This window comes from Bradyrhizobium sp. CCGUVB4N (genome assembly GCF_024199945.1).
GTDB lineage: Bacteria > Pseudomonadota > Alphaproteobacteria > Rhizobiales > Xanthobacteraceae > Bradyrhizobium.
In genome coordinates this window covers 6405248-6418936 of sequence record NZ_JANADP010000001.1, presented here as the reverse complement: position 1 = coordinate 6418936, position 13689 = coordinate 6405248, and the positions used below count along the sequence as shown (strand labels likewise).

General features: G+C 60.8%; 14 protein-coding genes. 10 read left to right on the top strand and 4 right to left on the bottom strand.

Annotated features, from left to right (window positions below):
* Window positions 1–31 precede the first annotated feature (31 nt).
* A complete protein-coding gene (locus NLM31_RS29830) occupies window positions 32–595 on the top strand; it encodes a sugar transferase (RefSeq protein WP_254194593.1) in 564 nt (187 codons plus the stop codon).
* 3 nt (window positions 596–598) lie between these two features.
* Here the strand turns inward: NLM31_RS29830 and NLM31_RS29825 are convergent, their stop codons facing one another.
* Window positions 599–1474: an NAD(P)-dependent oxidoreductase gene (locus NLM31_RS29825; protein ID WP_254194592.1), complete on the bottom strand. Its 876-nt coding sequence runs from the start codon at window positions 1472–1474 to the stop codon at window positions 599–601.
* A 37-nt stretch (window positions 1475–1511) separates the two neighbouring features.
* Window positions 1512–1778 carry a hypothetical protein gene (locus NLM31_RS29820; protein ID WP_375167507.1) on the bottom strand — a complete coding sequence of 89 codons (267 nt, stop codon included), beginning with the start codon at window positions 1776–1778 and terminating at the stop codon, window positions 1512–1514.
* Window positions 1779–2310: 532 nt separating this feature from the next.
* Between NLM31_RS29820 and NLM31_RS29815 the strand changes: the two genes are divergently transcribed.
* The 9 genes from NLM31_RS29815 (at window position 2311) to NLM31_RS29775 (ending at window position 10960) form a co-directional block, all read left to right on the top strand.
* Window positions 2311–3501, top strand: coding sequence for an ABC transporter substrate-binding protein (locus NLM31_RS29815; RefSeq protein WP_254194591.1), 1191 nt, complete (start codon window positions 2311–2313; stop codon window positions 3499–3501).
* A gap of 74 nt (window positions 3502–3575) precedes the next feature.
* Window positions 3576–4445, top strand: coding sequence for a branched-chain amino acid ABC transporter permease (locus NLM31_RS29810; protein WP_254194590.1), 870 nt, complete (start codon window positions 3576–3578; stop codon window positions 4443–4445).
* Between the two features lie 8 nt (window positions 4446–4453).
* Window positions 4454–5482: a branched-chain amino acid ABC transporter permease gene (locus NLM31_RS29805; RefSeq protein WP_254194589.1), complete on the top strand. Its 1029-nt coding sequence runs from the start codon at window positions 4454–4456 to the stop codon at window positions 5480–5482.
* Window positions 5479–6234 carry an ABC transporter ATP-binding protein gene (locus NLM31_RS29800; RefSeq protein WP_254194588.1) on the top strand — a complete coding sequence of 252 codons (756 nt, stop codon included), beginning with the start codon at window positions 5479–5481 and terminating at the stop codon, window positions 6232–6234. Before NLM31_RS29805 ends, NLM31_RS29800 begins: the two co-directional genes overlap by 4 nt.
* On the top strand, window positions 6227–6943 hold the full coding sequence (locus tag NLM31_RS29795) for an ABC transporter ATP-binding protein (RefSeq protein ID WP_254194587.1): 717 nt from the start codon (window positions 6227–6229) through the stop codon (window positions 6941–6943). Before NLM31_RS29800 ends, NLM31_RS29795 begins: the two co-directional genes overlap by 8 nt.
* Before the next feature lie 21 nt (window positions 6944–6964).
* Window positions 6965–8083, top strand: coding sequence for a cobalamin-independent methionine synthase II family protein (locus tag NLM31_RS29790; protein ID WP_254194586.1), 1119 nt, complete (start codon window positions 6965–6967; stop codon window positions 8081–8083).
* A gap of 520 nt (window positions 8084–8603) precedes the next feature.
* On the top strand, window positions 8604–8933 hold the full coding sequence (locus NLM31_RS29785) for a hypothetical protein (protein WP_254194585.1): 330 nt from the start codon (window positions 8604–8606) through the stop codon (window positions 8931–8933).
* Between the two features lie 579 nt (window positions 8934–9512).
* Window positions 9513–9743, top strand: coding sequence for a hypothetical protein (locus NLM31_RS29780; RefSeq protein ID WP_254194584.1), 231 nt, complete (start codon window positions 9513–9515; stop codon window positions 9741–9743).
* Between the two features lie 494 nt (window positions 9744–10237).
* The gene (locus NLM31_RS29775) at window positions 10238–10960 is read left to right on the top strand and encodes a hypothetical protein (protein ID WP_254194583.1); all 723 of its coding nucleotides are present in this window, start codon (window positions 10238–10240) and stop codon (window positions 10958–10960) included.
* Between the two features lie 1672 nt (window positions 10961–12632).
* Here the strand turns inward: NLM31_RS29775 and NLM31_RS29770 are convergent.
* Entirely contained in the window at window positions 12633–13253 is a 621-nt protein-coding gene (locus NLM31_RS29770; RefSeq protein ID WP_254194582.1) for a DUF2939 domain-containing protein, read from the bottom strand.
* 138 nt (window positions 13254–13391) lie between these two features.
* Window positions 13392–13688 carry a hypothetical protein gene (locus NLM31_RS29765; protein WP_254194581.1) on the bottom strand — a complete coding sequence of 99 codons (297 nt, stop codon included), beginning with the start codon at window positions 13686–13688 and terminating at the stop codon, window positions 13392–13394.
* Window position 13689: the final 1 nt, after the last annotated feature.

Genomic DNA, 13689 nt, shown 5'->3' with positions numbered 1-13689 from the left:
GGGCGGAACGCGTGAGAGATGACAGTAAGAGATGAAGAGGCTGTTCGACATACTCGTCAGTGCGGCGTTCCTGCTGATGTTCTGGCCGATCCTGCTGATGATCATCATCTTGATCCGGCTGCAGTCAACGGGACCGGCGATCTTTGCGCAAGTTCGGATCGGCAGGAACGCCGAGCCGTTCACCTGCTATAAGCTGAGGACAATGTACATTGGCACCTGCGAGCTGCCCACCCACGAGGTGCAGGCCTCCTCGGTCACGCCTCTCGGTGAATATCTTCGGCGCTTCAAGATCGATGAACTTCCGCAATTGTGCAATGTGCTAGCCGGTCAAATGAGCTTGGTCGGGCCGCGACCGTGCCTGCCGTCGCAGACAGCGTTGGTCGAAGCAAGGCGCCGGCTGGGTGTGTTCAATGTGTACCCCGGCATCACCGGCCTTGCCCAGGTCAACGACATTGACATGTCGGAGCCGGAGCGGCTAGCGGAGGTTGATGCCCAGTATGTCAACAGCAGAAGCCTGCTGGGAGACCTGAAGCTGCTCTGGGCAACGTTGCGCGGGCACGGCATGGCCGTAGATCGCGTGGCACGTATCGGCTGAGATTTAGTCTCCTTGATCAAACACCGGATGGAAGCTGCGCGCTTTCCAGCCGAAGTCCTCGGTTGCGGGTCTCGCATCGAAGGTCATGTCCTTTATCATGCGCAGGCCCATAGCGACGTTCGCGGTCGGGAAGAGCGGCCTCGCCGCACCGAAGATGGTGCGCCAAAGCCAGGGCGGGACGGAGATCAGTCGTCGCGGTCGCCGCATGCCATCGAATATCCGGCCGATCATTTCGCGATAGGTTAGTGTTTCGGCGCCCGGCAGCGCATAGAACTTGTTGCGGGCCGCCGGGCTCGCGGCAGCGGCAATCGCGCCGATCGCGAGATCCTCGGCGTGGACCGGCTGCCGCAGTCCTGGGGCGCCCCCGACCAGCAGCATGAAGCCGAAACGGCGAATCAATCGCGACAGCGGTGTGATGTTAGTGTCCCGTCCCTCAGCGTAGATCAAAGTCGGGCGCAAAATGGTCCAGTCGATGTGCGCGCGCTCGCAGGCCGCGACCACCGCCTCTTCGGCCCGCGTCAGCGAGCGGATCATCTCGCGCTCCTCGTCGACCTCGGTGTCCTGCTTAGTTAACACGCTCGTCGAGCTAAACGCCACCACGCGCCTTACGGATGGGGTGAGGAGGCGAGGCAGGGCGTCGGCAAGCAGGATGGCGCTGGCGGTGCAGTACAGCGTCGTGAAGTTCAGGTCCGTCGGCGCATCCGCGTGCCGGAGGTCCGCTTGGATCCAGCGCACCCCGGCCGTTTCGCGGAGAGCGCGTGACATCGCAACCACGCGTTCGCCGCGGCGGGCGAGATGGTCGACGAGGTAGCTGCCGACAAGTCCGCTGCCGCCGATCACGAGACATTCCGTGCACTTGCCTGTGCTGTCGTCCTGCATGCTCTAATCCACCCTCAACCGGCGTTTACAAGCAACGCTATTGCGCGGCGTCAAGCCTGCTTTGCCCGGTTTTCGAGTCGTCGCGCGTCGCTGCAGGCTGTAGTCGTCTCTGCTCCCGTTCCTTCATCCATGCATCGTATTGCGGCGTTCCTGGTCGCGGCGGGGCGTCCGCAGGCAGACCGCCGGCCCATTGCGGGACGTAGTCGCCCATACCGGCCGACAGCTTCTCGTTGACGGTGCCGCAGCCGGACAGGCCCGCGGCAAACCCGACGAGTAGCAGGAGAGAATGGAAACGCATGGACATCGTGCGGGCGCCGGAATCGGGACGGGGATGGTCAAACGCCGGATAACCAGCGGGTCAGGAACGGTAGCCTTCAACAAGGTAAAATTGGCTTATTCGAGATGGGTATCAAAATACCGAAATAGATGGGCGCCTCGCTCGCCAATGTTCAAATTCTGCAAATGAAAGGCGAAATCCTCCATCCACCCGGCAGTTCGCCTTTCTAGAGTGCCACCATCGGCTCGCGACAATCTGGCTTGGTCGGTGGCCGGGCTTTTTCGTTGACAGGTCCATTTTATTTGTACAATCGTACAAATGGACGCGGCTAGGATCGAGGTGCTCGGGTTACCCCGGCGTAACCGCGACTTCGCACTCCACGCTTGGTTATCGGGACGCGCCGCTTGCGCCGAATGGTCGCCAAACGTCCGATTGACAATGAGGGCGCGAAAGACGCCTTGTGACGCGCGAGTTCGCTCGTGTGTGGGTTAAGGTGAGGCAAGGACCGGGCACTCGGTCCGGCGCACAAAAAGTTAGGAATGAAGGGGAGGGACATCTGATGTTCGGACGCAAGCAGTTTACGCAAACGGTCTCTTGGGCGGCTGCGGTTGCCGCCATCGCGGGCCTTGCGGCCGTCGCGCCGGCCAAGGCGGAAGACACCGTCAAGGTCGGCCTGATCCTGCCGATGACCGGCGGGCAGGCCTCGACCGGCAAGCAGATCGAGAACGCGATCAAGCTCTACATGCAGCAGAAGGGCGACACCATCGCCGGCAAGAAGATCGAGATCATCGTCAAGGACGATGCCGCGATCCCGGACAAGACCAAGACTGCCGCGCAGGAGCTGATCGTCAACGACAAGGTCAATTTCATCGGCGGCTTCGGCGTGACGCCGGCGGCGCTCGCCGCGGCACCGCTGGCGACCCAGGCCAAGATCCCGGAAGTCGTGATGGCGGCCGGCACCTCGATCATCACCGAGCGCTCGCCCTATATCGTGCGCACCAGCTTCACGCTCGCGCAGTCCTCGACCATCATCGGCGACTGGGCGGTGAAGAACGGCATCAAGAAGGTGGCGACGCTGACCTCGGACTACGCGCCGGGCAATGACGCGCTCAACTTCTTCAAGGAGCACTTCACCGCTGGTGGCGGCGAGGTGGTCGAGGAGGTCAAGACGCCGCTCGCCAATCCCGACTTCGCGCCGTTCCTGCAGCGCATGAAGGATGCCAAGCCCGACGCGATCTTCGTGTTCGTGCCGGCGGGCCAGGGCGGCAACTTCATGAAGCAATATGCCGAGCGCGGCCTCGACAAGGCCGGCATCAAGGTGATCGGGCCGGGCGACGTCACCGACGACGACCTGCTCAACAACATGGGTGACGCCGTTCTCGGCACCGTGACCGCGCACATCTATTCGGCGGCGCATCCCTCGCCGATGAACAAGGACTTCGTGGCCGCCTACAAGAAGGCCTTCGGCACGCGTCCCGGCTTCATGGCGGTGAGCGGCTATGACGGCATCCACCTGATCTACGAGGCGCTGAAGAAGACCAATGGCGACACCGACGGCACCAAGCTGGTCGAAGCCATGAAGGGTCAGAAGTGGGAGAGCCCGCGCGGTCCGATCTCGATCGATCCGGAAACGCGCGACATCATCCAGAACGTCTATATCCGCAAGGTCGAGAAGGTCGACGGCGAGCTCTACAACATCGAATTCGCGACCTTCGAGGCCGTCAAGGATCTCGGCAAGACCAAGAAGTGACGCGCGAAAAGCGCGTCATCCCGGGGGCGCGCTTGGCGCGCTCCGGCCATGACGATTAACTTCAAGCTGAGACGATGACCTCAATCCTCACCAACCTGTTCGATGGCGTTGCCTACGGCATGCTGCTGTTCGTGCTGGCCTGCGGGCTCGCGGTTACGCTCGGCCTGATGAACTTCGTCAATCTCGCTCATGGCGCCTTCGCCATGGCCGGCGGCTATGTCTGCATGGTGCTGGTCAACAGGATGGGGTGGCCGTTCTTCGCCGCGCTGCCGCTCGCCTTTGTCTCCGCGGCTGCGATCGGAATTGCGCTTGAGCGTACGCTCTATCGCCATCTCTATGCGCGCAGTCATCTCGACCAGGTGCTGTTCACGATCGGACTGACGTTCATGTCGGTCGCGGCCGTCGACTACATCCAGGGCTCGTCGCGGGTCTTCATCAACCTGCCGGCCGCGCTGCAGGGCCAATTCGACCTGTTCGGCGTCGGCATCGGCCGCTATCGGCTGATGATCATCGTGATCTGCGGCCTGCTGACCATCGGTCTCCAGATGGTGCTGGCCAAGACCCGTTTCGGCAGCCGCCTGCGCGCCGCCGTCGATGATCCCCGCGCCGCGAGCGGCCTCGGTATCAACGTGCCGCAGGTGTTCGCCTTCACCTTCGCCTTCGGATGCGGCCTTGCAGGCCTCGGTGGCGCCCTGAGTGCCGAGATCCTCGGCCTCGATCCGTATTTCCCGCTGAAATTCATGATCTACTTTTTGATCGTGGTCACCGTCGGCGGCTCGTCCTCGATCACCGGACCGTTTTTGGCCTCGCTGCTGCTCGGCATCGGCGACGTCGCCGGCAAATATTACGTGCCGAAGATGGGGCCCTTCGTGATCTACACCATGATGATCGTGATCCTGATCTGGCGCCCGAACGGCCTGTTCGGCCGCACGGCCGCGCGTTGAGTTTGCCGATGAACGCTTCTTCCGACGTCGGTTATCACGCCCAGCGGCAGGCGCGCTGGCATTATGGCGAGGCTGCCTTCTGGCTCGTCGTGCTCGCGTGCGGCTTCCTGTTTCCCACGCGCTATCTGATCATGACCGACATCCTGCGGCTGGCGCTGTTCGCGATGTCGCTCGATCTGATCCTTGGCTATGCCGGCATCGTCTCGCTCGGCCACGCCGCCTTTTTCGGCGTCGGCGCCTACGCTGCGGGATTGCTGGCGCTTCACGGCATCATCAATGAGCCGGTGCTGGCGCTGATCGCGGCGGGTCTCGCCGCAATGGTGCTCGGCTTCGCCACCAGCTTCCTGGTGATCCGCGGCGTCGACCTGACCCGGCTGATGGTCACGCTCGGCATCGCGCTGCTGCTGGAGGCGCTCGCCGAGCGTTTCTCCAACATCACCGGCGGTACCGACGGCCTGCAGGGCATCGAGATGCAGCCGATCCTCGGCGAGATCCCGTTCGACATGTTCGGCAAGACCGGCTTCTTCTATTCGCTGGCCGTGCTGTTCGTGCTGTTCCTGCTCGCCCGTCGCATCGTGCATTCGCCGTTCGGCCTGTCGTTGCGTGCGATCAAGAACAACCCGCTGCGCGCCGCTGCCATCGGCATTCCCGTCAACCGCCGCCTGATCGCGATCTACACGCTCGCGGCGTTTTATGCGGGTATCGCAGGCGCGCTGTTCACCCAGACCACGGCGATCGCCTCGCTCGATGTGTTCGCCTTCGACCGCTCGGCCGATCTGATGCTGGTGCTCGTCATCGGCGGCACCGGCTATCTCTATGGCGGGCTGATCGGCGCGGTGATCTTTCGTATGCTCCAGGAAGTGTTCTCCACCATCACCCCGCAATACTGGCAGTTCTGGATCGGCCTCGTGCTGGTCGTGATCGTGCTGGTCGGCCGCCAGCGTCTGCATCGCTGGGTGCTTTATGTGCCGAACCTGATCATCAAGCAGGTCGCCGGACGAAAAGCCGTCGTCGCCGTGCCGGAGAGCGATTCATGACCATCGCGCTCGAAACCCAGAATCTCGAAAAGACCTTCGGTGGCCTCCGCGTCACCCGCGACCTGTCGCTGAAGATCGAGCAGGGCGCCCGCCATGCGCTGATCGGTCCGAACGGTGCTGGCAAGACCACGGTGATCAACCAACTCACCGGCGTGCTCAAGCCGAACTCCGGGCGTATCCTGCTCGAAGGCCATGACATCACCGATCTGCCCGTCCACAAGCGCGTGCTGCGGGGCCTGTCGCGCACCTTCCAGATCAATCAGCTCTATCCTGATCTCACCCCGCTCGAGACCATCGGCCTTGCCGTCTCCGAACGCCTCGGCCATGGCGGCGACTGGTGGCGGCGGATGGGCACGCGGAGCGACGTCAACGGCGAGATTGCCGATCTCCTGACGCGCTTCCATCTGCTCGACGTCATGAACGAAGAGACCGTGACGCTGCCCTACGGCAAGCAGCGCCTGCTCGAGATCGCGGTCGCGATCGCCGCCAAGCCGCGGGTGCTGCTGCTCGACGAACCCGCCGCCGGCGTGCCCGAAAGCGAGCGGCACGACATCCTTGCCGTCGTAGGCAGCCTGCCGCGCGACGTGACCGTGCTCTTGATCGAGCACGACATGGACCTCGTGTTCTCGTTCGCCGACCGTATCTCGGTGCTGGTCTCCGGTGCGCTGCTGACTGAAGGCCCGCCCGACCAGGTCGCGCGCGATCCGCAGGTGAAGGCGGTCTATCTCGGCGAGGAGGCGGTCAATGTCTGACCTGCTCGCCATCGATTCACTTCGCGCCGGCTATGGCGAGGCGGTGGTGCTGCCCAACATGTCGCTGCGCCTTGCCGAGGGGCAGGTGTTGGCGCTGCTCGGGCGTAACGGCACCGGCAAGACCACGCTGATCAATTCTATCGTCGGCGTGACCCGCCGTTTCTCCGGCAACGTCACCCTCGGCGGCACCGACGTCACGACCATGCGGCCGGATCAGCGCGCGCGTGCCGGCATTGGCTGGGTGCCGCAGGAGCGCAACATCTTCCGCTCGCTGACGGTGGAGGAGAACATGACCGCGGTAGCCCAGCCCGGTCCCTGGACCGTCGAGAAGGTCTACGAGATGTTTCCGCGGCTGAAAGAGCGGCGGAGCAATTTCGGCAACGAGCTCTCCGGTGGCGAGCAGCAGATGCTGGCGATCGGCCGCGCGTTGACCCTCAACCCGAAGGTTCTGCTGCTGGACGAGCCGACCGAGGGCCTGGCCCCCATCATTGTCGAGGAACTGCTGAAGGCGATCGGGACCATCACCCGGGCGGGCGGCATCTGCTCGATCATCGTCGAGCAGAACGCGCAAAAGATTCTGGGGCTCGCCGACCGTGTTGTGATATTGGAGCGCGGAACGATCGTCCACGACGCCCCGAGCGCCGCGCTGAAGGCCGACCCTTCGGTCCTGGAGCGCCACCTCGGCGTCGCTGGGGCGGCGGCCCACTAAAAAATTCTTGGGAGTTTGAGAATGCAGCGAACCAAAGCCCCCTTCCGCGCCGACGAGGTCGGCAGCCTCCTGCGCCCCGCCAAGATCAAGGAAGCCCGCGCGAAGCTCGAGAAGGGCGAGATCTCGGCCGACGATCTGCGCAAGATCGAGGACATGGAGATCGAGAAGGTCGTGCACAAGCAGGCCTCGGTCGGCCTGAAGCTCGCGACCGACGGCGAATTCCGCCGCTCCTGGTGGCATTTCGACTTCCTGGCCAAGCTCACCGGCTGCGAAATGTTCCACCCCGACACGGGCATCCAGTTCGCAGGCGTCGAGACGCGGCATGACGCGGTCCGGGTCATCGACAAGCTCGATTTCCCCGATGACCATCCGATGCTGGACCACTTCCGCTTCCTGAAGAAGGTCGCCGACCAGGCCCACGTCACCGCCAAGATGACGATCCCGTCGCCCGCCGTGCTGCACTTCCGTGGCGGCCGCAAGGCGATCTCCAAGGACGTCTATCCCGATCTGGACGCCTTCTACGAGGATCTCGGCAAGACCTACCGCAAGGCCGTCAAGGCGTTCTACGACGCCGGCTGCCGTTATCTGCAGTTCGATGACACCGTGTGGGCCTATCTCTGCTCGCCGGACGAATTGCAGAAGGCGCGCGAGCGCGGCGACAATCCGGAAGGCCTCCAGCAGATCTACGCGCGCATCATCAATTACGCGCTGGCCGAGAAGCCAGCAGATATGGTGGTGACCACGCATGTCTGCCGCGGCAATTTCCGCTCGACCTGGATTTCTTCGGGCGGCTACGAGCCTGTGGCCGAGACCATGCTCGCCGGCACCAATTACGACGGCTACTTCCTCGAATACGACAGCGACCGCGCCGGCGGCTTCGAGCCGCTGCGCTTCCTGCCCAAAGGCAACAAGGTCGTTGTGGTCGGCGTCATCACCTCGAAGTTCGGCGAGCTCGAGAAGAAGGACGACATTAAGCGTCGTCTGGAAGAAGCCTCAAAATTCGCACCTCTGGACCAGCTCGCGCTGTCACCGCAATGCGGCTTTGCCTCCACGGAGGAGGGCAATATCCTCTCCGAGGAGGAGCAGTGGGCCAAGCTGGGCCTAGCGGTCGAGATAGCGAAGGAAGTTTGGGGCAACTGAAGCTCGACGTCTCTTAGGGAGGCCAGAAAGCTTCGCAATTCTTAGCGTGGTCCCCACCTTCGTCCTAGTTGGGGAGAAGCTCTGGGCCAAGGCCGATCGAGAACAAGCGCGCGATCAGGTTCCGGTGGCGGTTGAACACGCGAATTAGGGATTAGATAGAGGACGGCGTTGCTGTCATAGCTTCGATTGGCGACTGCTTCGCAGGGGTAGGCAGGTTGGCAATAATCTGGGGTGCAGGCTTGTCCGGGCGAGGAGCTGTCGCATAGGCAAGCCGTATCGAGCCACGACTGTGCGAAAAAGGAGGCATCGAGGAAACGGCTTTTGCCAACACCAGGGACAGTCTCCGCCGGCTCGATATGGTGTCGGGAACCGGTACGGGGACTATGTTGCAGTTCGCAACGACTTGCGCGCGCGGGTGAGCGCGCACCGGCTGAGGCGGTAGTTTTCCACACAGTGACAACGCTAGGGCGCGGAGCTTTAATAGGTTCGTGCCCTGATTCCATTGAGCGGCTAACGTACCATGCCTGATGAGATCGAGAGAGAGTACCAACAAGTTCTCCGCGAATCTCTTGAGAAGATGCCTGAAATCATCCGCTCAGCAATTTTCGAGCCAAAGTTGAGCGCTACAGATAGGTTGAAATGGACCGAGGTCGCTGTTCGACTTATCCATCCTCCAGTGGGGCGGGCACGTACGGACTTGGACCGCAAGAATGCGCGCGAATGCAAACGCATCCTTCGGCAGGTCGTTCCCTACCTCGCGCAAATCCGCGACGGGCACCCGTCAGAGCGGGTGCGCAAGAAAGCCGATCATTGGGTCAGAGAGATCACCACGAAGCTGGGTTCCGAATAAAACGCGGAGCCACGATCCCGCGCTTTCATTTGAATCACCCGATAGGCCTTCGTCTGCATTCCATGATCTGAACTCGCTCCTGACGATTCACGAATTATTCTGATGCGCTGCGCTCTATCGATATTCATGCCAACAACCGAAGTCCTATCAACAATTTGTGCGGATCTCTCGATATTGCTGCTTGCAAGATCATCGACTCAAGTTGAACGAATCTATCAGTGAAAGAACCAGAATCCGAGGAGATGGCCGGGATCATCACGAAGATGGTCCTGGGCTTTGTTGTCTGGTTCGTTCTGAAATCCGGGCTGCTGTTCTCGGCCTCGAGGAAGGCGCTAAGCCCGAGCCCAAGTGCGCACAATCTACGGCTCCGCGTCGCAAGCGTTCCGCGCAACCACGGATCGATGCTTCGCAATTTGAACTGATTAGCTCTGGTCGATCGCGGCGGGAAGCTTCTAGCTTTCGACAATTAGGCGTTACCGGCGGCGAAGTCCGTTTCGTATCGCAAGCGGCCGAACTGATGAGGTCGCCCTATGACCCGCCTCGGTGAATCCATCCCGGCCGACTAGACGGTCATCTGGGATGATCGGCCGCATCCAACAAGACCATCGTCGTTGGCGGCCACGGCGCCTGATCGTGCGCCCCCCCAATGTTCCGCAGTCCAGCTCGCATCGCGAGCGTACCGGAAATCTCGAAGCCGTGAAACGTGCCTTCCTTGCCGCATTGACCGACCTGCAGTTCCAGATCAGCTACGCCCAGGTCCGCGAGGTCCGCGGCGATCGACGCCGTTCGCGGCCGTGGCACAAGTGCTGATGGCTCTAACTCGCCTTGAGCCTGGAACTCCGAAGTGAAGCTACATAACCCAGCACTAGGAACAACATCTGGTCGCGGCTGACACGGCCATGGGCGGAAGCCATCAGCCCGATGAAAACGAGGCCGGCAAACGCGAAGCGAAATTCTGACGAAATCCTCGCCATCGCAACGCCAGGCGCTTCGATTATGAAGAGGAACAGCAGCATCAGGGCTAGGCCGGCGATTCAGCCGAACTCGATCAGCGCTTGCACAAAGGTGTTGTGCGAGACAAAGCCCTTGACGTGCAGCTGTGGGGAAAGAACCGCTTGCGATAGGCCCAAGCTGAAGAGAGATCAAAGGGCCCGCCAGCCTGACTGGCGGGCCCTTTGAATTGACGGCTACGAAACTAACCAATTCGACAAATTGACTAATTGATACTCAACCAGACCGTGTGCTAGTTTTCCGACGTGCAGGGCGGAGACGGGGACGTCAGCCTTATGAGAAATTCTGGTTCCGTGCTGCTTTACGTGTCGGTAGCGCTTCTTGGTGCGCTATTTGGCTTTACTTCGTGGTGGCTCCAGTTTTCAGGGTACACGGCCACGAAGATCGTTGCGATCGACCGCGTGACGGTCGTGGGCAGCCTGACGCCCACGCCGATCATCGATACAAACTTCCTGATGGAATTCGTGCGCTCGGCCGGCTTTGCTATGGGCGCCGCCCGTCACGCTGGCAACCCCGCTGCCGCGCACGTATTCGAGACGGCCAGTGTGCTAGGCAGGCCAGCCGTCAACGTCAGGGCGCTCCCGAGTGCGCCGCCGACGCCAGGATCGTCTGCGGTCGAGATCAAGTTCGCTTCCGCAGATCCGGCGCTGGCGCGCGCCGTCGTGGAGGCCGCTGGCACTGAGCTGCTCGACTTCCAGGCCGTTAAGACGGCGTCCATTGTCGCAGCGCTATCCGACTTCTCGCAAATGCCCAAGCTTGCCACCACCGATCCGGTTGCGGCCCGCATCGCTAGCCGCACCTCGCTCGAAAGTGCGGTGTCGGCGGCGATCACAAAAAGCCAGAGCGGCATGACCTTGGAAACGGTGGTACTGCCGCCGAGGCGACCGTATCTCCTCATGCTGCTCGGCGCCCTCGCTGCGATCGTGACCACCATCATGGTGCGCTGGAGAGAGTGGTTGGTTGGAAGCTATATTGCGCGGCGGGATCGGGAGGCGGTCCCGCAAGGGATAGATTGAATCAAAAATATACTGACCGAGCGCGGGCAATGCATATTGGCGCAAGGAATTTTACGTGACCGAAAAATGCTTTACGGATTCGCGCGATCGTTGCGTTCGGGATTGTGGCTCTAGAAGGTTGGACATCAAGACAACCGTGCGCTCAAGATGCCGATTGGAAGCTATCAATTGCTGTTTTTGTTTTCGGCGATGCACTTTCTTCGATCCAAAATCTTAAGTTGGGCTGGTGCAAAGTGATCGCCGATGATCCGGCGCGCCCTTGTCGTTTCACCGTTCAGCCGACGGCGGTGCATCATCAGCCGCTGTCTATCCCGTCGCTTGTGTTAGCGCCCGTAAAACAAATCGCGCCTAGAGTGCCCGTGTCCACTCCAGCTTGCCAAACACATTACCGACTGAATTGTGCATGATTGCCAAGACTAAGCGCCTCAAGGTTAATTAAATTCCAGCCATACAGCCCGCTCCCCGTAACGAGCTCCGTGCTTGGAAAGTCGAGAATCAGCGGCGTGAGAAGCGGTGGATTCTCGTGTGAAGTTGCACGGATGATCTGTAAGCGTTGTTCCGAACACACCTGTCGGAGGCGTCGGCGGATCTCTGCACTCTTCGTTTGTGGAAGGCTGCTAACCGCTCCGCCTCAGCTAGCGCTGTAGTCTTGGTTTTGAATGGACCAACGTCGTGTTCTTGCGTGTCGGGTATCGTTGAGGCGAAAGTCGAAGCATTCCGAAAAAAGCAAGAAGCTGATCGACTGACGTCAGGTGGGATGGATATCAAAGATGCTGTCTTCCACGATGAAAACTCGCGAGTGACTCGCTTCGCGTTGACGAGCCTTTCAGCGTAGTGGACTTTCTCGCACTTGCGATCTACGTGGTAGGAAGGACCGTGCTATTTTTTTGGGGGTCCTCAAATGGCTCGTCGCGCTGTGGGGACAGACCTCGGTCGACCCAACGTATTGGAACGTAGCGTTGATTTCGGCGGCCACCCTCGCAATCGGGTCGATCGCCTATTACTGCCGAGAGGGTTGGCAAAATCAAAGCATATGGCGCGATCGAGATCAGCTTCGACTTAGCGTCAGCATGTATGTCATTGCGAGCTGCAAATGCAATCGTGGGAATTGTTGTCGTCGTTGCCGGAATCAGGATTACCGCTGGACGGCATCAAGCGTTATCGAGAAGGTGGTCCGAAGCCCGTATTGAATACCGAAACGTCGACGGGCCGCCCTGCTGCGGTACAACCTTCTCAATCTAAATCAGCTCAGCCTCAACCAGCTCGTTAATGACGCCTTTCAGTTCCCGCGTCTTATATTGATGAGCAGCCGGCCGGCGCGAATCCATCACCTGTAAAAACGCTTCGCCAGCATGATCGCCATCAGGCCGTGCCCGCGCTCGCGGGCGAGGTTCTTGGGCCGCGCCACGTGTTCCGGCCTCGGCCCGCAGCGCGCGCCCCGGCAGTCGCGCGCACGAAAAACCCGGCGACGTTCGCTGAGGCATTATCGCGGCCCGCAGGCCCACAGGCTTGGACTAACGCTGAACACCTGAAGTCGCGACCAAACGGCCGCGACCGATATAGCAGCGCGAAGAGCAATCTTGGAACGATTTTTCCTGCGGAATGGGGGGATTGAAATGAAGTCGGCGGTGTTGGACTGTCGCTGCTTGGCGCAGCAAAACAACATTCGATTCTAGCGCACCGGCAATCGCTCCACGAGCATGGCCAGCACGCGGGAAGGCAAATTTATGGCCGAGAGTTTCCAGCCGCCGCGGCTGAAATGCATGCTTATGCTTCCAGTATCTTCCCCGGGGCCCAGTTGCAATGAGAACTCGACCGGTTTGATCGGCACGATCCGTCCCATGTAAGTCGCAACGTTTGACAGATCGACATTCGCTAGTGGAGGTATGGCTTCGATGTCGACATCGCCTCGGACAGCGCCTGTTTGAAGCAGCGCCGCGATATTTTTGTGGGTCATCAGCTTACCCGTCAGCTCGTCCGCGATGCCGGCGCCGAACGTATTGATTGCGAGCCGCTCCAACGGCTTTATCGGTCGCGCCCGTCCCAGCCGTCGGAGATACGCTTCAACGAGTTGATCGACCATAGCATGGTGCACCCGTGGCAAATCTGTGTGCGCCATGACCAGTTCGACGTCCCCACGGCGAACAGCCACGACAAGGGCAGCCAAAGAAGCAAACGCTGAGCCAACATAGATGACCAGGCAGATTGCCAAAGTGGCTATTGTGTAAAGGAACCATCTCACGCTGTTCCAACCCAACAAGTGCATCGTTCCTCGAACAAGCAGGGCCCCCATGGGGCCCGTCGCAAACTATTTTGGCTCGTCTTCGGCCGCGCAAGTTGGCCGGCCTAGTACGACAGGATGGAAAACCTGTGCGGTTAGTATCGCCAACCGGAAGATGGAACGAAACAGCGCTCCCCCCCACGGCGAGTGTCAACCGCCGAGGGCAAGCAAAACTGGCCAGAGCTTAGCAAGGAGCCAGAGCATCAGGCCATAACAAGCCCAGGTGCCCATCGATCGCAATGCGGTCCGCAGATTCCCCCTGATCATGAGCCAGTGTAGCACGCGGCTCTGGCGCCTAGAAGAAAAGCCGCTGGCCTCTTGAGCCAGCAGGGAGTTGAAGTGTGGATTGTGATCGACGTCGCCAATCCCGATCCGGAAGCCGTCATCATCGGTCTGGATCAATTTATTGACGTCGGTGGCGTATGCCGCGTTAGAGACGGTGGTCAAG

Excerpts from the sequence above, each read along its gene's own strand:
- NLM31_RS29830 (WP_254194593.1), top strand. The coding sequence starts at position 32 with ATGAAGAGGCTGTTCGACATACTCGTCAGTGCGGCGTTCCTGCTGATG.
- NLM31_RS29825 (WP_254194592.1), bottom strand. The coding sequence starts at position 1,474 with ATGCAGGACGACAGCACAGGCAAGTGCACGGAATGTCTCGTGATCGGC.
- NLM31_RS29820 (WP_375167507.1), bottom strand. The coding sequence starts at position 1,778 with ATGTCCATGCGTTTCCATTCTCTCCTGCTACTCGTCGGGTTTGCCGCG.
- NLM31_RS29815 (WP_254194591.1), top strand. The coding sequence starts at position 2,311 with ATGTTCGGACGCAAGCAGTTTACGCAAACGGTCTCTTGGGCGGCTGCG.
- NLM31_RS29810 (WP_254194590.1), top strand. The coding sequence starts at position 3,576 with ATGACCTCAATCCTCACCAACCTGTTCGATGGCGTTGCCTACGGCATG.
- NLM31_RS29805 (WP_254194589.1), top strand. The coding sequence starts at position 4,454 with ATGAACGCTTCTTCCGACGTCGGTTATCACGCCCAGCGGCAGGCGCGC.
- NLM31_RS29800 (WP_254194588.1), top strand. The coding sequence starts at position 5,479 with ATGACCATCGCGCTCGAAACCCAGAATCTCGAAAAGACCTTCGGTGGC.
- NLM31_RS29795 (WP_254194587.1), top strand. The coding sequence starts at position 6,227 with ATGTCTGACCTGCTCGCCATCGATTCACTTCGCGCCGGCTATGGCGAG.
- NLM31_RS29790 (WP_254194586.1), top strand. The coding sequence starts at position 6,965 with ATGCAGCGAACCAAAGCCCCCTTCCGCGCCGACGAGGTCGGCAGCCTC.
- NLM31_RS29785 (WP_254194585.1), top strand. The coding sequence starts at position 8,604 with ATGCCTGATGAGATCGAGAGAGAGTACCAACAAGTTCTCCGCGAATCT.
- NLM31_RS29780 (WP_254194584.1), top strand. The coding sequence starts at position 9,513 with ATGATCGGCCGCATCCAACAAGACCATCGTCGTTGGCGGCCACGGCGC.
- NLM31_RS29770 (WP_254194582.1), bottom strand. The coding sequence starts at position 13,253 with ATGGGGGCCCTGCTTGTTCGAGGAACGATGCACTTGTTGGGTTGGAAC.